This is a genomic window from Actinomyces sp. zg328, assembly GCF_009829635.1.
GTDB classification, from domain to species: domain Bacteria; phylum Actinomycetota; class Actinomycetes; order Actinomycetales; family Actinomycetaceae; genus Actinomyces; species Actinomyces marmotae.
On sequence record NZ_VWPE01000011.1, the window covers coordinates 33,038 to 52,936 of the forward strand.

A 19,899-nucleotide genomic window follows, 5' to 3' on the forward strand; every position below is an offset into this window, starting at 1 on the left:
AGTGTGACCAGCAGAAACCGTCCTCTTGGCCCGCCGGCCGAGCCGCGGGGGCGAACCAGGGGCAGGAGGCGGCTGCTGTCAAGAGTTCCGCCGGCCGAGCCGCGGGGGCGAACCAGGGGCAGGAAGCGGCTGCTGTCAAGAGTTCCGCCGGCCGACCCGCGGGGGCGAACCAGGGGCAGGAAGCGGCTGGTGCCAAGAGCCCCGCCGGCCGACCCGTGGGGGGGCTAGGGGGAAGAAAGCGGCCGCTGCTAAGAGCCCCGCCGGCCGACCCGGGGAGGGCGAACCAGGGGAAAGCAGGCGGCTGGTGCCAAGAGCCCCGCCGACCGACCCGGGGGATGGCGAACCAGGGCGAGGAGGTGGCCGCTGCTAAGAGCCCCGCCGGCCGACCCGGGGGATGGCGAACCAGGGCGAGGAGGTGGCCGCTGCTAAGAGCCCCGCCGGCCGACCCGCGGGGAAGAGAGGGACGTGCTTCACATTTCTGTGAATCATCCCCCGCCCGCGCGATTTCCTCCCCCCTCCCGCCGGGGCATGGGAGTGCAGGTGAGAGCACTAGTGGGTGCCAGAAACCGCCGCCTATCTGGTGATTTGGTCAATAGAACCTGAAAAAGCCCTGATCAAAGCCCTAGTGGGGGTGCTCTAGCATGGGGCGCACGACCCAGTGGTGCTCGATTGCAAGGGGGAGGGAAGAGGCTCTCCTGCAAGGGGGGAAGAGGCTCTCCGCAGCGCGTCAGCATCATCACGACACAGGAGGCAACCCGTGCCACGAGCCGAAAGCCTGAGCGAGCGCCCCATGAGCGATGGCCCCGCTCCGGCCGGCCCCCGTCACGCGGGAGGCGGTACCGCCAGCACTGTCGGATCACGTCGCGTCGCGCTCGCCGCGCTGAGCACGGCGGCGGTTGGCGCGGTCGGCGAGCTCAGCGCCCTGCTGTGGGAGAGCGGCCCAGGGAGCAGTGCTTCCGCGGCGGCCCCGGGCGGTCCGGCCCCGGGCGAGGGCGGGCCCCTGGCCCTGCCGGACGCCCTGAAGCGAACCGTGGCCGGGGGCGACGAGGGGGACACCGGCGACACCAGCCCGGATCCCTCCGCCGCGGGCAGCGGGATGAATGACGCCGACGGCGCCAGCGGGACGAATGAAGCCGACGGCGCCAGCGGGGCGCGGGGCGCGGGCGGCGCGCGCGACGGCTCCGGGGTGTCCGACGACGGCGCCCAGGCCGCATCGCCGGCCCAGGCCGGCACCGGTGGCGCGGCGCAGGCCGGTGGCGCGGCCCAGGCCGGCACCGGTGGCTCGGGTGGTGCCAACAGCGGTGAGGCCCCGTTCTCCTCCGGCAGCGGGAGCGCCCCGGAGACCGCCAAGACCGACGCCCTCGACGTCTACCGCAATGCCCCGGGAACAGCGGACCTTGAGGCCTCCTCCGGGCTCGCCCCCGGACTCCGGCTGCGCACCTCCTCGGCATGGCACCTCGCCAGGCGCGCCTCCATCGCCGCCACCGCGGAGATCGCCTCCGATATCGAGACGATGGGCGCCACCGCCTGGATCGACAGGCAGCTGGCCCCCGAGGGCATCGATGACACCTACGCCGAGAGCCTGGTCTCACGCCACTACGGGTGGTCCCGGCTCTCCGCCCTTGAGATCAAGCGGATCACCGGCGACCACTCCGCCAAGGCCTCGCCGTCGGTCATCAACGCCGCCCTGACCCGGATGCGCTTCGGCAACAGGGTCCTGGCCGAGTCCGTCGTCGAGCTCATGGCGGACCACGTCTACGTCCCCATCCACGGCAAGGGGGAGCCCTTCATCACGGAGTTCGATGTCCTGCTGCGCAAGCACGCGCTGGGCCGCTACGCCGACCTCCTCTACGCCGCGGTGACCAACGCCGCTCTGCTGCGCGAACTGGACAACACCGCTTCCACCAAGGACAACCCCAACGAGAACCTGGGGCGCGAGCTCCTAGAGCTCTACACCGTGGGGCGCGACTCCTACTCTGAGGAGGACGTCAAGGCCTCCACCCGCATCCTGACCGGCAACGGCAACGACTGGACCACCATGAGTTACGTCTACCGGCCCGAGCAGCACGCCGTCGGGAGCGTCGACGTGCTGGGCTTCTCCGACGCCAACACGGATGCCTCCGCCGGTCAGCGCATGCTCAAGCGCTATGTCGAGCACCTGTGCCACCTGCGGCCCACCGCTCTCAGGCTCGCCAAGAGGATCGCCCGCCGCTACATCGCCGACGAGCCCTCCGACGCCGCCGTGGAGGCGATCGCGAAGGCCTACTTGGACAACGACACATCCATCGCCTCCGCCGTCAAGGCCGCGCTCACCCATCCCGACTTCGCCGCCTCGGTGGGCAGGAAATGGCGCCGCCCCACGGAGTTCTACATGACGATCGCCCGTGCCGCCCACGCCCGGGTCGCCGTCGCCCACGGGGACGTCAACGTCGGCGACTACTTCAACCTGGGCACCTATGGCTGGCTCATTAAGGAGGCCGGCCACGAGCCCCGGATGTACGGGAGCGTTGACGGCTACCCGGACACCGCCGAGTACTGGATGTCCGCGGGGATCACGATGGCCCTGTGGAACGGCGCCCAGAACGCCGTCGACGGCGATAAGAGGGAGTCAGGCAGGACCGACTGGCCCACGGCGCTGTCCATCGTCGCCGGCCAGCCTGCGCTGGAGACGGCGCGGCGCATCACCTGGCACCTCACGGGCTACGCCTGGGCAGACGCCGAGCTCTCCGGGGTCGCCGAGGTGCTCGCCGGCCTGCCCGGCACCGGCACCGCGGCCACCTGGACCGTCACTGAAAAGCACCTGCCTGCCTTCGCCGAGCACGCGGTCCGCCTGTGCTTCTGCAGTCCCTACGCCTTGCTGCGCTGAGAGGAGACGAGACAACCATGGAGCGCTCGGAGCCCAGGAACCGCAAGACCCGCTTCACCCAGGGCGCCGCCCTCATGAGAGAGGACATCGTCACCCCCATGCACCATCACGACGAGGCCCAGGACGCCCTCCTGGTCGACGTCGGCGGGCGGACCACGCGCATGACCGGCTGCCAGGCCGACGGCTACGTCACCGAGAAGCACGATCTGCCCGAGCTCACCGAGGTCGACCACGTCGACGGCGGCCCCACGAATGTCAAGCGCCGCCATGTCCTGGCTGGCGCGGCCGCCGGCTTCGGCGCGCTGCTGACGAGCACGTCCATGCCCCGATACTCCTTCGCGGCCCCCGCAGCCGACGGCGGGAACGAGTTGCTCGTCTGCGTGTTCATGCGCGGCGGCTTCGACGGGCTGTCCGCCGTCGTCCCCCTCAACGACCCCGCCTACTACGCGGCCCGGCCCATGATCGCCGTGCGCGCCGAGCAGACGACGCCCCTCGACTCCACTTGGGGCCTCAACAACCACATGAAGGCCCTCAAGCCGATCTGGGACGCCGGGGAGATGGCCATCATCCAGGGCTCGGGCTCGCCGGACGTCTCCCGCTCGCACTTCACCGACCAGGTCACGGTGGAGCGGGCCGCCCCGGCATCGGTCCGCTCGGGCTGGCTCGGACGCCACCTCCAGACCAAGTCCGCGGACACGGGGACCTTCCGGGGCGTGACCATCGGGGCCTCCACGGTCTTCTCCCTGACCACCAACAGCCTCGATACCCTGGCGGTGTCCTCCATCGACGAGTTCGACCTGCGGGTCTGGGGCGGGGACGATATGAAGTCCCGCGTTCGGCGGGCCCTGGACGAGATGTACGGGAGCGCCGGGGGAGAGTTCCAGCGCTGCGCGCAGTCGGCCTTCGACGCCGCCAGCACCCTCCAGCGGGTCCGCTCCTCCTACCCCCAGGCCCCGAGCGCCGGCTACCCGGACTCCGACTGGGGCAGGGGGCTGGCGGAGATCGCCCGCATGGCCAAGGCCGGGGTGGGCATGGAGGTCGCCTGCATCGACATCGGGGACTGGGACATGCACTCCGGTCTGGGCCAGGCCGCCGACGAGCAGGCCTGGTTCTCCAGACGCGCCCGTGACTTCGCCGACGGTCTGGCGGCCTTCCGCAAGGACCTGGGGGGCAAGTGGGCGACGACGACGATCGTCACCATGAGCGAGTTCGGCAGGCGCGTCGCGGAGAACGGCTCAGGTGGGCTCGACCACGGGCAGGGAAACACGATGTTCGTCATGGGCGGGGGAGTTAAGGGCGGCCGCGTCCTGGGCACGGTCCCCAGCCTGGTGGAGTCCAATCTCTCCCTGGGGGACGTCCCGATCACCCTGGACTACCGCCAGGCGCTGTCCGAGATCGTGTCGAACAAGCTCGGCAACAAGGCCTCCGTCAAAGAGGTCTTCCCCGGCTTCACCCCTGGGACCCCGCTGGGCATCGTCTGAGGGGCTCGTCGGCCGTGAGAGGATGGGCCCATGGCGTATCGCGACATCCGCATCATCGGCGACCCGGTCCTGCGCACGGAGTGCGCCTGGATCACTGACATCGACGACTCCGTGAAGTCTCTCGTGGAGGACCTCCTCGAGACGGTCGATGAGGATGGCCGCGCGGGCCTGGCCGCCAATCAGATCGGCGTCGGGCTGCGGGCCTTCTCATGGAACATCGACGGCGAGATCGGCTACATCCTCAACCCCCGCCTCGATGAGCTCGTCTGGGACGAGTACCAGGATGGTGACGAGGGCTGCCTGTCGGTGCCGGGTCTGTGGTTCCCCACCAAGCGCGCGTGGTACGCGCGAGCCACGGGCATCGACCTCGATGGCAAGGAGATCGTCGTCGAGGGGGAGGAGCTCATGGGCCGCTGCCTGCAGCACGAGTGCGACCACCTCGAGGGCCACCTCTACCTGGACCGCCTGGACCGCAAGAATCGGGCGCGCGCCATGAAGGAGTTGCGCGAGCAGGGGCTGTGAGCCCGATGCCCCTCGCGGGCGAGGCGCCTTGAGTGAGGGCTCGCATCCTGGCATGATTCAAGGGCGCGCCGCGCGCATCATGATGACCGCCCCGGAAGCACTTGGCGAGATCGTTGGGGAAGACGACCCTCGACCAATCCAGGAGGCTGTTGATCGTGAACGGTGGTTACACCCGCGGTGTACTTTTCGTGCACTCCGCCCCCCGGGCGCTGTGCCCGCATATCGTCTGGGCGGCTCAGAACGCCCTGGGCACCGAGCTCCGCCTCGACTGGACCGAGCAGCCTGCCGCTCCTGGCATGATGCGCGCTGAGACCAGCTGGGTGGGGCGGGTCGGCATGGGCGCGGTCCTCGCCTCCGCCCTGCGGGGGTGGGCCAACCTGCGCTACGAGGTGACGGAGGAGGCCAGTCCTGGCTCCGACGGCGGGCGCTGGTCGCACACCCCGGACCTCGGGATCTTCCACGCCCAGACCGATGTTCACGGCAATGTCGTCGTCCCAGAGGACCGCATCCGCGCCGCCCTCCAGTACGCCTCCCAGCCCGAGGCCATGAGGCGGCACCTCGACCTCGCCCTGGGCCAGGCCTGGGACGACGAGCTCGAGCCCTTCCGCTACGCCGGCTCCGGCGCCCCCGTGCGCTGGCTTCACCGGGTGGGCTGAGGGGCTCGCGGTCAGAGCCGGCGCAGCACGAGGGCGGCGTTGTGCCCGCCGAACCCGAAGGAGGTCGACGCCGCGCTGCCCAGCCCCGGCGCCTCCCGACCATCCGGGCCGACGACGTCGAGTCCCAGGTCCGCGATCTCAGGGTCGATCCGGCCGGGTAGGAGCGTGGGTGGTAGGAACCCGTCGACGATCGCCATGGCGGCCAGCACCGCCTCCAGGCCACCGGCGCCACCGAGCAGGTGCCCGGTGGCTGATTTCGTGGCGCTGAGCGCCGCTCCGGGGGCGACTCGGGCGATCATCCGCGCCTCGACGAGATCACCCGCGGGCGTTGATGTGGCATGGGCGTTGATGTGGCCGAGCTCGGCCGGGGGGAGGCCGGCTTGGGCCAGAGCCTGGCGCAGGGCGCGCTCCTGCTGAGCGCCGGTGGGGTCGGGCCGCGCGATATCCATGGCATCGGCGGTGATCGCGCAGCCGGCGAGATGGGCGAGCGGCCGCGCGCCCCGCGCGCGCGCGTGCGCGGCGGCCTCCAGGACGACGACGCCGGCACCCTCGCCCAGGACGAATCCATCGCGGTCCGCCGCCAGGGGGCGCGAAGCCCCGGCGGGGTCGTCGTTGCGAGTGGACAGGGCCCGCATGGCGGCGAACGCGGCGACGGTCATCGGGTGCAGCGCGGCGTCCGTGCCCCCGGCCAGCACCATGTCGGCGCGGCCCAGGGCGATGAGGTCGGCGCCGTGGGCGATGGCCTCGGCTCCGGAGGCGCAGGCGGCCACGGGGGAGTGGATGCCCGCTCTCGCCCCGAGCTCGATGCCGACGGCAACCGCCGGGGCGTTGGGCATCAGCGCGGGCACCGCCGTGGGCGCCACCCTGCGGGCGCCCCGCTCCCGCAGCGCGTCCCAGGCCCCCATGACGGAGAGCACCGGGCCCATCCCGGGCGAGATAGACACCGCTAGCCGCTCCTGGTCGATCTCGGGGGAGCCCGCCTGGGCCCAGGCCTCGCGGGCGGCGATGAGCGCCAGTTGGCTGGCGCGGTCAAGCCTGCGCAACTCCCGGGGCCCCAGGACCCCGGAGGGCTCAACGGCCAGGGGCGCGGCGATGCGCACCGGTAGCCCCATGTCCTCCGCCCAGTCCTCGGTGATCGCCCGCACGGCGCAGGCGCCCGAGCGCAGCGCGCGCCAGGTGCTCGCCACGTCCCCGCCCAGTGGCGTGGTGGCACCCAGACCGGTGATGACGACCTGCCGCTCCGGGTCCTGTCCCAGCCCTTGGGCGGCTGGGTGACCGGGCTCCACCGCGGGCACGGGGTCAGGCCTTGCGGGCCATGACGTGCTCGACAAGGGCGCCCACGGTCGGCAGCGCGGGGATGAGCGAGTCCTCGAGGGCCACCCCGAGGCGCTCCTCGACCTGCGTGGCGATGGTGAGCAGCCCCAGGGAGTCGATGTCGAGGTCCTCGGCGAAGCGCGAGTCGCTGGTGATCAGCGCCGGCGCCACGCCAGCCTCCTCGGCGGTGAGCTCGATGATGACGCCCTGGACGTCGGTGGCCTGCTCGGTGTTGTCGGCCATGGTGGTCTCCTTGGTGTGGGTCGGGGCGGCATGCGCCGCCGGGTGGGTGGCAGTTGTGGGACGAGGGGGCGACCGGGGCCCGGGGCGGGGTCAGAGGCGCGAGGCCGCCGCGAGCCGGCCGACGAGGACCGCCATGTGGAGCATGAGCCCGTCGCGAGGATTCGTGGCGTCCCAGCCGACCTGCTCGCTCACCCTCCCCAGCCGGTAACGGACCGTGTTGGCATGGACGAACAGGGCGCGGGCCGTCGCCTCCAGGCTCCCGCCGAGCGCCAGGTAGGTGGCGACGGTCTCCTCGAAGGGGTCGCCCATGGCGTGGAGCGGCTCGTGGACGAGGGCGAGGATCTGCTCATGGGCGAGCTCGTCGCCGGACAGCAGGCGCTCGGGCAGGAGGTCATCGGCGCGCACGGGGTTGGGGGCCTCGGCCCAGCCCGGCAGCGCCCGCAGCCCGGCCAGGGCCGAGCGCAGGGAGAGCCCCGCGTGATCGACCTCGGGCACCACGGGGCCCACCACGGTCGGGCCATCGAGGGACGCGGCGATCTCCAGGGCGACCTCATCGAGGCCGTGCTCGGCGCGGCCTTCGCGGAGGGGGCGGCCGTGCGGGCCGTGCGGGCCGGCAGGCCCACTGGGGGCCTCGGGGGAGGCGCCCAGGATGATGATGACCGAGTCTCCGCGCACCGAGACGAGGCAGTCTCCGGCCTGAGCGCGGCAGGCGTCACGCAGGCGGGAGGTGGCAATCGCGCCCAGCGCCGTTCTCGACGCGATGGCGACCACGGGGCCGCGATGGGTCCAGCCGGCCGAGCCGGCGCGGGTGGCCGCCTCCGCGGGGGTGCCGTGGAGCATGGAGTCCACGGCGACCGATTCGAGGCGGGCGTCCCATGCGCCGCGGGCCTCGGCGGCGCGGGCGTAGACCTCGGCCGCGGCGAATCCGACGTCGCGGCCGAAGGTGAGCACGAGGATGCGGACGGTGTCATGGTCCTCGGGGGGAACCGCCTGAGGTGCCTCCTCGACGACGACGTCGAGAACGGTGCGCACGAGGTCGAGGGTCTGACCCAGGGTGATCGTGCCGGTCAGCGTCGCGGGGGCGACGGAGAAGATCTGGGAGGGCTTCGCCGCGCTCTCGGGCTCCTCGACGGAGTCGACGAACATCGACACGCCCAGGTGGGAGACCTTTTCGATCTGCTTGCGCGAGGCCTCGGGAAGCGTGCGGTACCAGGGATGGGCGGCGCTGATGCGGTCGAGGGAGTGCTCGATGATCGTGTTCTGCGCCCGCCGGAGGGCCGCGACAGACGCCTCGCTCAACTCGTCCATGATCAGATGCTACCCAGTGCGAGGCCGCCGACGATAATGTAGTGCACCCGATTGGGGCGCGATGAGCCGGGGAGAACGGGTCCCACGCCGTCGGCCCCGAGATCCTGATGGAGGACATGGACATGCGACCGGCGACTCGTACCGAGGTGGATCTCCTGGGATCGCGCGAGGTGCCCCTCGACGCCTACTGGGGCATCCACACGCTGCGGGCCATGGAGAACTTCCAGATCTCCGGGACCACCATCGGCGAAGTCCCCGAGTTCGTCCGGGGCATGGTCCAGGTCAAGAAGGCCTCCGCCCTGGCCAACGCCGAGCTGGGAACCCTGGCCCCCGATCTCGCGGAGGCCATCGTGTGGGCGTGCGATGAGATCCTCGTGGGCGGCCGGTGCATGGACCAGTTCCCGGTCGATGTCTTCCAGGGCGGCGCGGGCACCAGCCTGAACATGAACACCAACGAGGTCGTGGCGAACCTCGCCCTGGAGCGCCTGGGCTACGCCAAGGGCCGCTACGACGTCGTCAACCCCAACGACCACGTCAACAAGTCCCAGTCGACGAACGACGCCTACCCCACCGGCTTCCGCCTCGGCCTGCACCAGGCGGTGGCCGGGATGGAGGCGGACCTGTGCGACCTCATCGACGCCTTCCTCGATAAGTCCCGCCAGTTCCACGACGTCCTCAAGATGGGGCGCACCCAGCTCCAGGACGCGGTCCCCATGAGCCTGGGCCAGGAGTTCAAGGCCTTCGCCGTCCTGCTCGATGAGGAGATCACACGCCTCATGCACAACAGCGCCCTCCTCCTGGAGGTCAACCTGGGGGCCACCGCCATCGGCACCGGACTCAACACGCCCCCCGGCTACCCGCAGACCGCCGTGCGACACCTCAAGGAGGTCACGGGCCTGCCGGTCTCCGGGGCCCAGAACCTCCTGGAGGCCACGAGCGACACCGGCGCCTACGTGTCCATGCACGCCACGATCAAGCGCCTGGCGGTCAAACTCTCCAAGATCTGCAACGACCTGCGGCTGCTCTCCTCGGGGCCGCGCGCCGGCTTGGCGGAGATTCGCCTGCCAGAGCGCCAGGCCGGCTCCTCCATCATGCCCGCGAAGGTCAACCCCGTCATCCCGGAGGTGGTCAACCAGATCTGCTTCAAGGTGATCGGCAACGATCTGACGGTGACCATGGCTGCTGAGGCCGGCCAGCTCCAGCTCAACGTCATGGAGCCCGTCATCGGGCAGGCGGCCTTCGAGTCGATCCATCTGCTGCGCCGGGCCATGCGCGTCCTGCGAGACCTGTGTGTCGTGGGCATTGAGGCCAATGAGGAGGTCTGCCGGCGCAACGTGCTCGACTCCATCGGCATCGTCACCTACCTCAACGAGGTGATCGGTCACCACAACGGGGACCTCGTGGGCCGCGAGTGCGCGCGGTCGGGGCGCTCGGTGCGCGAGGTCGTCCTGGAGATGGGCCTGCTGGAGGAGCCGGTTCTCGACGAGCTCCTCAGCGCGGAGAACCTGCTGCGGCCCAAGTACCGGGACGCCCAGCACTACTTGGGTGCGGATCCCTCTGTCGCCGCCGTGGACGCCTCAGCGGCGCAGGAGGGCGCCAGGGCCCCGCGCGAGGCCTGAGCCCCGCGCGGGCCGGGGCCCGAACTCCGCGGCAAGCGCGAGGGGCCCGGCTGGTGACGATCACCAGCCGGGCCCCTCGCGCCTAGCGGGCGCCGCGCTCAGGCGTCCCCGCCGTCGGAGCCGGAGGTGCCGGCGTTGACGTTGGTCAGGTCGTAGCGGGCGATGGCCTGGGCGACGACGTCGCGCCCGAGCTTGCCCTCATCCGCCAGCGCCTGCAGCGCCTTGACGACCACGGAGGCCGAGTCGATGAGGAAGAAGCGGCGCGCGGCCGGCCGGGTCTCGGAGAAGCCGAAGCCGTCGGCCCCCAGGGTGTGGTAGTTGCCCGGGACCCACTTGCGGATCTGGTCGGCGACGAGGTGGTCGTAGTCGCTCGTGGCGATGAAGGGGCCCTGCGCCGCCTGGAGGCGGGAGGTCACGAAGGGAACCCGCTGGTCGCCGGTGGGGTTGAGGAAGTTCTCCCTCTCGGCGGCCAGGGCGTCGCGGCGCAACTCGTTCCAGGACGTCACGGACCAGGTGGAGGCGCGCACGCCCCAATCCTCGGCGAGCACTCGGCGGGCCTCCTCGATCCAGGGAAGTCCCACGCCGGAGGCGAGGAGCTGGACCTCGGGGCCATCGCCGTCGGCGGGGCCGGACAGGCGGTGGATGCCCTTGATGATGCCCTCGACGTCCACGTCCTCGGGCTCCGCCGGCTGGCTGATCGGCTCGTTGTACACGGTGAGGTAGTACATGACGTCGCGGTTGCGCCCGGTCTCGGGCCCGTACCAGCGCTCGAGGGCGTCGCGAACGATGTGCCGGATCTCGTAGGCGTAGCCGGGGTCGTAGGTGACGACGGCCTCGTTCGTGGCCGAGATGAGCGGCGAGTGCCCGTCCATGTGCTGGGTGCCCTCGCCGGCCAGCGTGGTGCGTCCAGCCGTGGCGCCCATGATGAAGCCGCGCGTGAGCTGGTCACCGGCGGCCCAGAACTGGTCCGCGGTGCGCTGGAAGCCGAACATCGAGTAGAAGATGTACACGGGGATCATCGGCTCGCCATGGGTGGCGTAACTGGTGCCCACCACCTGGAACAGCGCGGCGGAGCCCGCCTCGTTGATGCCGGTGTGCATGATCTGGCCGTCCGTGGACTCGCGGTAGGACAGCATCATCTCCGCGTCCACGGGCGTGTAGTTCTGGCCCTGGGTGTTGAAGATCTTCTTCGTGGGGAAGAGGGACTCCAGGCCGAAGGTGCGCGACTCGTCGGGGACGATGGGCACGATGCGCCGGCCGATGCCGTCCTCCTTGATGAGCTCCTTGAGCAGCTGGACGAAGGCCATGGTGCTGGCCACCTCGCGCTTGCCCGAGCCGCCCTTGAGCACGTCGTAGGGGCGGTCACCGGGAAGCTGGACCTGCCTGGGGGCGTCGCGGCGCTCGGGGAGGAAGCCGCCGAGCTGGCGCCGACGGTCCATCATGTAGAGCAGGGCCGGGTCATCCGCGGCGGGCCGGTAGTAAGGGGGCATCTTCGGGTTGGCCTCGAGCTGCTCGTCCGTGATCGGGATGTGCAGCCGGTCGCGCAGGCCCTTGAGGTCGTCCAGGGTCAACTTCTTCATCTGGTGGGTGGCGTTGCGGCCCGCGAAGTGAGAGCCGAGCAGGTAGCCCTTGACCGTGTGCGCCAGGATGACCGTGGGCTGCCCCTTGTGCTCAGTGGCGGCCTTGTAGGCGGCGTACATCTTGCGGTAGTCGTTGCCACCGCGCTGCAGGGCCCAGATCTCCTCATCCGTCCAGTCCTTGACCAGGGCGGCGGTGCGCGGGTCGCGTCCGAAGAAGTGCTCGCGGACGTAGGCGCCGTCGTTGGCCTTGAAGGTCTGGTAGTCGCCGTCGAGCGTCTCCATCATGAGGTGCTCCAGGGCGTGGTCCTTGTCCGCGGCGAGGAGCTGGTCCCAGCCGCGGCCCCACAGGACCTTGATGACGTTCCACCCGGCGCCCTTGAAGGAGGCCTCGAGTTCCTGAACGATCTTCCCGTTGCCGCGCACCGGGCCGTCGAGGCGCTGGAGGTTGCAGTTGATGACGAAGGTGAGGTTGTCGAGCTGCTGGCTGGCGGCGAGCTGCAGCATGCCGCGCGACTCGGGCTCGTCCATCTCGCCGTCGCCCAGGAACGCCCAGGTGCGCTGCTGGCTGGTGTCTTTGATGCCGGCTCCCGCGAGGTAGCGGTCGAACCAGGCCTGGTAGATCGCCTCGGCCGGGCCCAGGCCCATGGAGACCGTGGGGTACTCCCAGAAGTCCTCCATGCGGCGCGGGTGCGGGTAGGAGGGCAGGCCGCGGCCCTTGCCGCGAGCCGGGTGGGAGACTTCCTGGCGGAAGCCGTCGAGGTCGTCCTCGCTCAGGCGGCCCTCGATGTAGGCGCGGGCGTAGTTGCCGGGGGAGGCGTGGCCCTGGAAGAAGACGTGGTCCCCGCCGCCGGGGTGGTCCTTGCCGCGGAAGAAGTGGTTGAAGCCGACCTCGTAGAGGGTCGCGGTGGAGGCGTAGGAGGAGATGTGCCCGCCGACGCCCACCCCCGGGCGCTGGGCGCGGGTGACCATGACGGCGGCGTTCCAGCGCAGCCAGCGGCGGTAGGCGCGCTCCATTGACTCATCGCCGGGGAAGTAGGGCTCATCCTCCACGGGGATGGTGTTGACGTAGGGCGTGGTGGTCTGCCCCGGGACCGTGACGTTCTTCTTGCGGGCCTCGGCGAGCATCGACAGCAGAATGAAGCGCGCGCGGGGGCCGCCCTTCTCCTCGATGAGGGCGTCGAGGGACTCGCGCCACTCCTGGGTCTCCTCGGGATCGTTGTCGTTGACCTTGGTCAGGAGGCCATCGATGAGGGGGGTGGCATCGCTGGTGGGGCTCACGGAATCCTCTTCCTTGCGTCGTTCCGATGGATTGGAGGGCGCTGGCGGGCTGGTCGGCCCGGCGTCGCTCCCGCGTGCCCGGTGACCCGGTCCGCCGCGAGCCCGGGGTCGGCCCGCGTCCTGTTGGACTCTAATCTACGGCGTTCCAAGGCGCTTCAGGACGGCCAACGGGGAAAGAAGTCCCAAGCGACCTGTGAGGTCAGGCACGTGGTGCGGCGCTGCCGCGGGCGCCGCGGCGCGCCGAGGAACGGACGGGCGCTTGCGCGGGCGGCCCTCATGCGGTGGGCTATGCACAGGTCCCACAGGGGGGCCGTAGCAGGGGCGCTGAGCCCGGAAGGACGGTAGAGGGATAGTGGCGAGCGCAGCGGGCGGGGCTTTCGGCTTCGCCTCCGGTCTCATCATCCAGGAGTTCGGGTACGACGACGATGTCGACCCCGCCCTGAGGCGGGCCGCCGAGGCTCTCACCGGCACAGAGTTGGTGGACGAGGACTACGAGGACGTGGCCGACTCCGCCATCGTGTGGTGGCGCGCCGACGACGGCGACATCGACGATTTGACGGACCTGCTCGTTGACGCGCAGGCCAACCTCGACGGCGATGGGATCATCTGGGTGCTCACGCCCAAGGCGCGCACGGCGGGCGCCGTGGCGGCGGCCGACATCGAGGAGGCCGCGGCGACGGCGGGCATGCACGCCACGTCGACGGCCTCGATGGGCGATGCCTGGAGCGGCACCCGGGTCTCCAGCCGGCGCCGCTGAGGCGCTGGCGGCGGGCCCCGCCCGGGCGCCCCGCGAGGGGCGCCCTGAAGGACCTGTAGCTCAGTTGGTAGAGCAACGCGCTTACACCGCGTCGGTCGTCGGTTCGAGCCCGGCCGGGTCCACTGTCGCGCTGAGGGGGTGGGGCCGATGGATCCGCGTGACCGGATACCGGTGTTTGGGCGCGCGCCGCGCCAGCCCGATGGGCGTGGAGCGGGGCGCGGGAGGGTCGTAGTCGTCCTCGGACACGCCGATGCCGGGCCGAGGGCGGGGCGCGCCAACAGGCGCCGCGCCAGGGCCGCCGTCGCCGTCCTGCGCCCGGGGGATCTGCTCATCTGCTCCGGAGGCGCCGTCGCCGGCGAGCGCCCCGAGGCGGAGATGCTCGCCGAGCACGCCCGCGGCCTCGGTTGGCGGGGCGCCACCTGGACTGAGACCGACTCGCGCTCCACCTGGGAGAACATCGGTGCCCTGCCACCGCTGATCGAGTCCGCTGGCGGGGACGGCCCCATCATCCTCGTCTCCGATCCGTTCCACGCCGCCAAGGCCAGGCTGATCGCCGGGCGCCGGTTCCCGGCCCTCGCGCGCCGGCTCGCCCCCATGCCCCCGCGCGCCGCCGCCCTGGCGCGCCCCGGTCCGGCGCGCGCGGCGCTGGCTGCCGCCGACCTCGCCCTGACACGCGCCCTTCCCTCCTGGGCGCCGCGCTCGGCCACGGGGGTGGCCGGGATCCGAGCCCTCGGCGGTGCCGTGGCGGGACAATGGCGGTGTCAGCGCCGACGTGGGCGCGAGAGCGGCGCGGCGATGGAGCAGGACGAGCGGGGGAGGGCGTGAGCAGCATGAGCAGGAGCACCACCGGGGGATCCGCCGGCGCGGGCGACGACGGCGCCGAGCAGGAAATGGAGGCGGCTGAGGCGATCGCGGCGATCATTGAGGGGCGGCGGACGCTCATCGTCACCGGCGCGGGCATGTCAACCGACTCCGGGCTGCCCGACTACCGGGGGGTCGGCACCACCCCCATCGAGCCCGTCGATCTTCCCTCCTTCGCCACCGACCCCGTCTGGTACCGCTGGCTCTGGTTCCGCAACGAGACCACCTGGCGCTCCCTGGAGGCCCTGGAGCCCAACGCCGGGCATCGCGCCCTGGCGCGCCTCGAGGCCGCTGGCGCGATCATGGGCGTGGCCACCCAGAACGTCGACCGCCTCGATGCCCGCGCCGGCGTGCGCAACCTCTGGGAGCTCCACGGCGCCTACGACGCAGTGGTCTGCCTGCGCTGCGGGGCGCGGAGCACCCGCGCGGAGGTCTCCGATCGCTTACGAGCCCTCAACCCGGGCCTGATCGAGGACCTTGACCCCATGCGCCTGGAGATCACACCCGAGGCGCGCCGTGCCGAGGCGGAGGCCTGCGACTTCCGGACTGCCGTCTGCGAGGCCTGCGGTGGCCTGCTCAAGCCGGGCATCGTCATGTTCGGCGAGGGCCTGCCCGAGGAGGCGATGGAGGGCGCGCTCGCCGCGGCGCGCGACTGCGAGGCGGTCATCGTGGCTGGGACGAGCCTGGCGGTCTCCACCGGCATGTGGGTGGTCCAGTCCGCGCTGGCCGGCGGTGCGAGACTCGTCGTCATCAACCGCGGGCGCACCCAGGCCGACCCGCTGGCCGAGGTCATCGTCCACGGCGGCTGCTCGGAGGTGCTGGCGGCCCTCGCCGACCGGCTCGCCTGAGGGGCGCGAGCCGGTCGGCAAGCCGAACGGGGCGCGCCCGCCGGTGGGCTCGGCGGAGCCCAAGAGCGCGGAGAAACCCGCCCAACCGCTCCAGGCGCTCAGCCAGCCCTTCTCGGGCGGCGGCGTAGGACAATGGTCTCGCGCGCGGCCGGGGGGAGCGCCGCGGGAGGGCTCTGCCAGGCTCGGCTTTGCGATCCGGTGCCCGGCGGCCCGGGGCGATTGGCCCGCTCAACCACATGTGGACGCGGCGTCATGACTGGTAACCTCGCTCAGGCGCGGGCCCCGCCCGCCGCCAGCCCCCATAGCTCAGCGGTTAGAGCAGCGAGCTTATACCTCGTCCGTGCCTGATAAGCACAAGGTCCCGGGTTCGAATCCCGGTGGGGGTACCGCGTCCAGGGCCCGCGGGCCCTGGACGGTCGCCCGCCCCCGTGGTGGAACCGGTAGACACAGCGGCCTTAAAAGCCGATGCCGTGAGGCGTGCGGGTTCGAGTCCCGCCGGGGGCACCGCGACACGCCTATGCGCACCCGCGCCAAGCGGACGCGCCCTGTGCACGCCCGCTTGGCGCCGGAGTAGCCCGTGGGTGCCTCGCCCCGCGCGTTCTCACGAGGCGGACAGTTCGGCGGCGCCGAAGGAGACGTTGAAGTCGTCGCACCACAGAACCACGCTCTTCCACTCGCTCAGGTCCGTCCCGGCGGGCAGGTTGTAGACCTGGTTGCCGAGATTGCCCTTGATCGGCGCCACATCCAGGTGCTTGTAGTCCCCGGCTGTGAACCAGCCGGCCTTGCCCTCGATCACCGGCCCAGCGCTCAGCCAGACCCGCACATCCGGGCCGTTCGACGTCGCCAGGTTCTCCAGCACCAGCTGGTGCGAGCCGTCCGGGTTGCGCAGGATGCGCGCCGTGCCGGTCGTCGAGTGCTCGTGGGAGACGAACGAGCCGCTCGCCACCTGAACGGGCCCCTGCTGGGCGGGCTCCTGCTGTGCGGTCTCCTGCTGCGCGGGCCCCTCGGTGGCGCCAGCGGTGCTCTCCGGCCCTGCCGACGCGCTCGACTGCGCCGGGGGCGCCGCCGCCGTCGAGAAGGTGGGGATCTCATCATTCACCGTCTCATCGATGAACAGCAGCCACGGCTTGAAGATGGCCAGTCCGACGCCGGTGACGGCCAGGAGGATCACGGCCAGTGAAACCGTGAGGCGCTTGTGTAGGGAAAAGAATCGGGGCATGTCAATGGCTCCTCAGAGTCATAGGGGCCGGCGTGATGTGCCGGACATCAATGATGGTTCGTCTTATCAACGTGTTCGCGCCCAGGAATCATCGTCGATCGCCACGTGATGCTCCTCACTGCTCATGATGGATGTCCGGGCCCCGCGCGGGCCAGCCGCGCCCCATGACCCGCTTGATCCCATTGATGACGTGGGGGAGGGTCGCGCCGTGTCGCCCGGGCGCTCGCCGCGCCGCTAGCCTTGCCGCATGATCGATTCGCCGCTCCACCAGCGCCCTGACGCCGGGGAGGACTCCTCGGCCGCTGAGGCGCTGACCGTCGCCGACGTCGTCGCTCTCGTCGAGGCCGCCGCCCCGCCCCGCCTGGCCGAGTCCTGGGACTCCAACGGGCTCATCTGCGGGGACCCCGGGGCTCCCGTGGCCTCGATCCTGCTCGCCGTGGACCCCGTCGCCTCCGTCGTCGACGAGGCCATCGAGCGTGGCGCCGACATGATCATCACCCACCACCCCCTCTACTTGCGCGGCACCGACCACGTGGCCGCCACCGACCCCAAGGGCCGTGTCATTCACCGCCTCATCCGCGGCGGCATCGCCCTGCTCAATGCCCACACCAGCCTCGATGCCGCTCATGGAGGCGTCGCCGCGGCACTGGCCGCCTCCATCGGCCTGCTCGGGGCGGTCCCGCTAGAGCCCAGCCCCTCCGACCCCTCCCAGGGCATCGGGCGCATCGGCTCCCTGCCGGCGCCCACCCGCCTGCGCGACCTCGCCGCCGCCGTCGCCGCCGCCCTGCCGGACTCGCCTCCCGGCATCCTCGTGGGCGGAGACCTGGACGCCACCGTGGAGACCATCGCCGTGTCCGGGGGAGCGGGCGACTCCCTCCTGGCGCGCGCCCGCGAGGCCGGCGCGGACGCCTTCCTCACCGCCGACCTGCGCCACCACCCGGCCAGCGAGCATCTGGAGGGCGGGCGCCCCTACCTCATCTGCGGCACCCACTGGGCCACGGAATGGGTGGGCCTGCCCCCGCTCGCCCAGCGGCTGGCCACCGCCGCCGAGCGCGGTGGACGTAGACTCTCCACGCACGTGTCCACGATCTGCACCGACCCCTGGGCCCTGCGCCTGAGCCCCGGCACCACTCCAGCGAGCTGACGCCCCGGCAGCCCCCACCCTCGACGCCCGGAAGGACATCCAGTGACCAGCGCCCCCCTCGCCGAGCAGCGGCTCCTCATCGACCTGCAGGACATCGACGCCACGCTCGCGAGGCTCGCGCACGAGCGGCGCGCCCTTCCCGTCCTGGCGCGCATCGAGGCGACCATCGCCCGCCTCAAGGACAACAAGCGTTCCGCCCTGCTGGCCACCGCTGCTCTGACCGAGGCCAAGCGGGGCGCCACCCACGCCGAGGACGAGGTCGGGCAGGTCGTCCGACGGGCCGCCGCCCTGCGCGAGCGCTTGGCCGCGGGCAGTGACGCCGCCCGGGACCTGGCCGCTATCCAGGGGGAGATCGACCAGCTCGGACGGCGCCAGAGCGTCCTTGAGGACGCCCAGATCGCCGCCATGGAGGCCCTTGAGGCGGCCCAGGCCGAATCCGACCGGCTCGCCGATGAGGAGCAGGCCATCCGCGCCGCGGGCCGGGAGCTCACTGCTGAGCGCGACGCCGGGTTCACCCGGATCGATGAGGAGACCGAGCGCCTGCGCGCCCGGCGCGATGAGCTCGCCGGCACCATCTCGCCCGCCCTGCTCGCCGACTACGACGCCGTGCGCGCCGCGACCGGGGGTCTCGGCGTCCTCGCCCTCCACGGGCACCGCCTCGAGGGGGGCTCCGTCGAGCTCAGCCCGGCCGAGCTCGCCCGCATCGACGCCGCTCCGGCCGACGCCGTCATCCACGCCGAGGAGAACGACGTCATCCTCGTGCGCATGGATATCTGAGCCGGCCCGGCGCCCGGGACTCCGGGGCGCATCGGGACGCCGTCGGCCCGCCCGCCAGGCGGGGCTCAGGCCAGGATGAGGGTCAGGTCGCGGCGCCCCGAGCGATCGGGGGCGGATAGTTCAGCGTCCGCCACGCCGTCCAGGCTGGCGCCCACCTCGGCCACGCCGTTCGCCGTCGACGGCGCGCGGCCGGCGGCGCGCAGGGCGATGAGCTCCCCGGCCAGCAGGCCCCGCGTGTGCTTGGCATGATGGGAGACCACTTGACGCCGGCCCTCACGGATCCGGACCGCCCGGATGCGGAGCAGTTCTCCGCCCCAGGAGCGATCAGGCTGCCAGGCCGCGGCATAGGCGGAGGAACGGGCGTCGATGACGAGCCCTGCCTCCTCAGCGATCGGGCCGAGAACCGCGGCGAGCTCCCGGACCCAGAAAGCGTTGAGCCTCCCGCATCCCGGAAGGGAGACGCCCATCGCCAGGCGGTGGTCGGGCAGCCGGTCCGTGGCCCGCACGGCGCCCCACAGGCCCGAGAGGATGACCACATGGCGCGACAACGCCTCTGCCTCGCCCGGCGCGCCCGTCCCACCGAGGCGGGCGGCCTCGTAGAGCACTCCTGTGAACAGCTCGTGGGCCGGCGCGCACGGCGCCGCGTCGAGGACGAGGTTGACAGCGGCGTCCGCGCTGGAGCGCGGGCCCAGGCCGAGCACCTTGGCGGCGTCCGCGGCGGCGCTCACCCGCGCTAGTTCCTCCATCACCGCCTGGCGCGCGGCGGTGAGCCGGTCGGCCGCGAGCAGGGAGGACAGGCGAAGGCTTGGCCCGGAGTCAGGAGGGGTCTTGCCCTCGCTGGGAGGCAGGAGGATGAGCACGCGCACATGCTAGACGCTCGGCTCCCGTCTTCTGGGGGATATGCTTGGCGCGCGGACGAGCCGACCGGGCGGCCGCGGTACCCCATGGGGATCCATGCGGGATCGAGGAACGTCCGGGCTCCACAGAGCAGGGCGGTTGCTAACAGCAACCCGGGGCGACCCGCGGGACAGTGCCACAGAGAGAAGACCGCCGCCAGGCCACTGGCGGTCAGGGTGAAAGGGTGGGGTAAGAGCCCACCAGCGCGCCGGGTGACCGGCGCGGCTCGGCAAACCCCGCCCGGAGCAAGACCGCGCAGCAGGCGCCCGAGGGCTGCTCGCCCGAGCCTGCGGGTAGGTCGCGCGAGACCGTCGGCGACGGCGGTCCAAGATGGATGGTCGCCACCGCCCGGGCCGGCGACGGCGGGCGGCAACAGAACCCGGCGTACAGGTCGACTCGTCCGCCTCCCGTCCTTCTCCCGGCAGGCGCCGACAACGCTTGGAGAAGCGTGGTGGGCCCCTCCCGGATCGGGAGGGGCCCACCAGTTCGCTGTGCTCGACTGCCCGTCAGGTGATCCTCGGAGCAGCGG

General features: G+C 71.7%; 16 protein-coding genes, 3 tRNA genes and 1 other RNA gene. 14 read left to right on the forward strand and 6 right to left on the reverse strand.

What is annotated here, in order from left to right:
- Positions 1 to 757: 757 nt before the first annotated feature.
- The 4 genes from GVV75_RS06215 to GVV75_RS06230 all read left to right on the forward strand — a co-directional run bounded on the left by GVV75_RS06215 (position 758) and on the right by GVV75_RS06230 (position 5,525).
- On the forward strand, positions 758 to 2,866 hold the full coding sequence (locus GVV75_RS06215) for a DUF1800 family protein (RefSeq protein WP_236266080.1): 2,109 nt from the start codon (positions 758 to 760) through the stop codon (positions 2,864 to 2,866).
- A 17-nt stretch (positions 2,867 to 2,883) separates the two neighbouring features.
- A complete protein-coding gene (locus GVV75_RS06220) occupies positions 2,884 to 4,347 on the forward strand; it encodes a DUF1501 domain-containing protein (protein ID WP_159626387.1) in 1,464 nt (487 codons plus the stop codon).
- Positions 4,348 to 4,377: 30 nt separating this feature from the next.
- Positions 4,378 to 4,869: a peptide deformylase gene (locus GVV75_RS06225; protein ID WP_159523258.1), complete on the forward strand. Its 492-nt coding sequence runs from the start codon at positions 4,378 to 4,380 to the stop codon at positions 4,867 to 4,869.
- Between the two features lie 155 nt (positions 4,870 to 5,024).
- A complete protein-coding gene (locus GVV75_RS06230; protein WP_159523256.1) occupies positions 5,025 to 5,525 on the forward strand; it encodes a DUF3145 domain-containing protein in 501 nt (166 codons plus the stop codon).
- An 11-nt stretch (positions 5,526 to 5,536) separates the two neighbouring features.
- Here GVV75_RS06230 and GVV75_RS06235 read toward each other — a convergent pair whose 3' ends face one another.
- The 3 genes from GVV75_RS06235 to GVV75_RS06245 all read right to left on the reverse strand — a co-directional run bounded on the left by GVV75_RS06235 (position 5,537) and on the right by GVV75_RS06245 (position 8,390).
- Positions 5,537 to 6,811, reverse strand: coding sequence for a beta-ketoacyl-[acyl-carrier-protein] synthase family protein (locus tag GVV75_RS06235; RefSeq protein WP_236266081.1), 1,275 nt, complete (start codon positions 6,809 to 6,811; stop codon positions 5,537 to 5,539).
- A gap of 13 nt (positions 6,812 to 6,824) precedes the next feature.
- Positions 6,825 to 7,082: an acyl carrier protein gene (locus GVV75_RS06240; RefSeq protein ID WP_159523253.1), complete on the reverse strand. Its 258-nt coding sequence runs from the start codon at positions 7,080 to 7,082 to the stop codon at positions 6,825 to 6,827.
- 90 nt (positions 7,083 to 7,172) lie between these two features.
- Entirely contained in the window at positions 7,173 to 8,390 is a 1,218-nt protein-coding gene (locus tag GVV75_RS06245; protein ID WP_159523252.1) for a PucR family transcriptional regulator, read from the reverse strand.
- Positions 8,391 to 8,512: 122 nt separating this feature from the next.
- On the opposite strand from GVV75_RS06245, the gene aspA reads away from it, so the two are divergent.
- Positions 8,513 to 10,009: an aspartate ammonia-lyase gene (gene aspA / locus GVV75_RS06250; protein ID WP_159523251.1), complete on the forward strand. Its 1,497-nt coding sequence runs from the start codon at positions 8,513 to 8,515 to the stop codon at positions 10,007 to 10,009.
- Positions 10,010 to 10,107: 98 nt separating this feature from the next.
- Here aspA and aceE read toward each other — a convergent pair whose 3' ends face one another.
- Positions 10,108 to 12,867: a pyruvate dehydrogenase (acetyl-transferring), homodimeric type gene (gene aceE, locus GVV75_RS06255; protein WP_159523249.1), complete on the reverse strand. Its 2,760-nt coding sequence runs from the start codon at positions 12,865 to 12,867 to the stop codon at positions 10,108 to 10,110.
- Between the two features lie 352 nt (positions 12,868 to 13,219).
- On the opposite strand from aceE, the gene GVV75_RS06260 reads away from it, so the two are divergent.
- The 6 genes from GVV75_RS06260 to GVV75_RS06285 all read left to right on the forward strand — a co-directional run bounded on the left by GVV75_RS06260 (position 13,220) and on the right by GVV75_RS06285 (position 15,837).
- Positions 13,220 to 13,624 carry a DUF3052 family protein gene (locus tag GVV75_RS06260; RefSeq protein WP_159523247.1) on the forward strand — a complete coding sequence of 135 codons (405 nt, stop codon included), beginning with the start codon at positions 13,220 to 13,222 and terminating at the stop codon, positions 13,622 to 13,624.
- Positions 13,625 to 13,673: 49 nt separating this feature from the next.
- Positions 13,674 to 13,746, forward strand: a tRNA-Val gene (locus GVV75_RS06265).
- Positions 13,747 to 13,771: 25 nt separating this feature from the next.
- Positions 13,772 to 14,449, forward strand: a complete 678-nt coding sequence (locus tag GVV75_RS06270) for a YdcF family protein (protein WP_159523245.1) — start codon at positions 13,772 to 13,774, stop codon at positions 14,447 to 14,449.
- Between the two features lie 5 nt (positions 14,450 to 14,454).
- The gene (locus tag GVV75_RS06275; protein WP_159523243.1) at positions 14,455 to 15,333 is read left to right on the forward strand and encodes a Sir2 family NAD-dependent protein deacetylase; all 879 of its coding nucleotides are present in this window, start codon (positions 14,455 to 14,457) and stop codon (positions 15,331 to 15,333) included.
- A 295-nt stretch (positions 15,334 to 15,628) separates the two neighbouring features.
- Positions 15,629 to 15,719, forward strand: a tRNA-Ile gene (locus tag GVV75_RS06280).
- A 36-nt stretch (positions 15,720 to 15,755) separates the two neighbouring features.
- Positions 15,756 to 15,837: transfer RNA gene (locus GVV75_RS06285), tRNA-Leu, on the forward strand.
- Between the two features lie 97 nt (positions 15,838 to 15,934).
- Here GVV75_RS06285 and GVV75_RS06290 read toward each other — a convergent pair.
- Positions 15,935 to 16,552 carry a DM13 domain-containing protein gene (locus GVV75_RS06290; RefSeq protein WP_159523241.1) on the reverse strand — a complete coding sequence of 206 codons (618 nt, stop codon included), beginning with the start codon at positions 16,550 to 16,552 and terminating at the stop codon, positions 15,935 to 15,937.
- A gap of 247 nt (positions 16,553 to 16,799) precedes the next feature.
- On the opposite strand from GVV75_RS06290, the gene GVV75_RS06295 reads away from it, so the two are divergent.
- On the forward strand, positions 16,800 to 17,696 hold the full coding sequence (locus GVV75_RS06295; RefSeq protein WP_159523239.1) for a Nif3-like dinuclear metal center hexameric protein: 897 nt from the start codon (positions 16,800 to 16,802) through the stop codon (positions 17,694 to 17,696).
- A 42-nt stretch (positions 17,697 to 17,738) separates the two neighbouring features.
- The gene (locus GVV75_RS06300) at positions 17,739 to 18,473 is read left to right on the forward strand and encodes a zinc ribbon domain-containing protein (protein WP_159718713.1); all 735 of its coding nucleotides are present in this window, start codon (positions 17,739 to 17,741) and stop codon (positions 18,471 to 18,473) included.
- Positions 18,474 to 18,538: 65 nt separating this feature from the next.
- Here the strand turns inward: GVV75_RS06300 and GVV75_RS06305 are convergent, their stop codons facing one another.
- Positions 18,539 to 19,333, reverse strand: coding sequence for a YaaA family protein (locus tag GVV75_RS06305; protein ID WP_201288721.1), 795 nt, complete (start codon positions 19,331 to 19,333; stop codon positions 18,539 to 18,541).
- 56 nt (positions 19,334 to 19,389) lie between these two features.
- Here GVV75_RS06305 and rnpB point away from each other — a divergent pair.
- Positions 19,390 to 19,773: RNase P RNA component class A (gene rnpB / locus GVV75_RS06310), an RNA gene on the forward strand.
- Positions 19,774 to 19,899 lie beyond the last annotated feature (126 nt).

Excerpts from the sequence above, each read along its gene's own strand:
- GVV75_RS06220 (WP_159626387.1), top strand. The coding sequence starts at position 2,884 with ATGGAGCGCTCGGAGCCCAGGAACCGCAAGACCCGCTTCACCCAGGGC.
- GVV75_RS06275 (WP_159523243.1), top strand. The coding sequence starts at position 14,455 with ATGAGCAGGAGCACCACCGGGGGATCCGCCGGCGCGGGCGACGACGGC.
- GVV75_RS06290 (WP_159523241.1), bottom strand. The coding sequence starts at position 16,552 with ATGCCCCGATTCTTTTCCCTACACAAGCGCCTCACGGTTTCACTGGCC.
- aspA (WP_159523251.1), top strand. The coding sequence starts at position 8,513 with ATGCGACCGGCGACTCGTACCGAGGTGGATCTCCTGGGATCGCGCGAG.
- GVV75_RS06295 (WP_159523239.1), top strand. The coding sequence starts at position 16,800 with ATGATCGATTCGCCGCTCCACCAGCGCCCTGACGCCGGGGAGGACTCC.
- GVV75_RS06225 (WP_159523258.1), top strand. The coding sequence starts at position 4,378 with ATGGCGTATCGCGACATCCGCATCATCGGCGACCCGGTCCTGCGCACG.
- GVV75_RS06270 (WP_159523245.1), top strand. The coding sequence starts at position 13,772 with ATGGATCCGCGTGACCGGATACCGGTGTTTGGGCGCGCGCCGCGCCAG.
- GVV75_RS06245 (WP_159523252.1), bottom strand. The coding sequence starts at position 8,390 with ATGGACGAGTTGAGCGAGGCGTCTGTCGCGGCCCTCCGGCGGGCGCAG.
- GVV75_RS06240 (WP_159523253.1), bottom strand. The coding sequence starts at position 7,082 with ATGGCCGACAACACCGAGCAGGCCACCGACGTCCAGGGCGTCATCATC.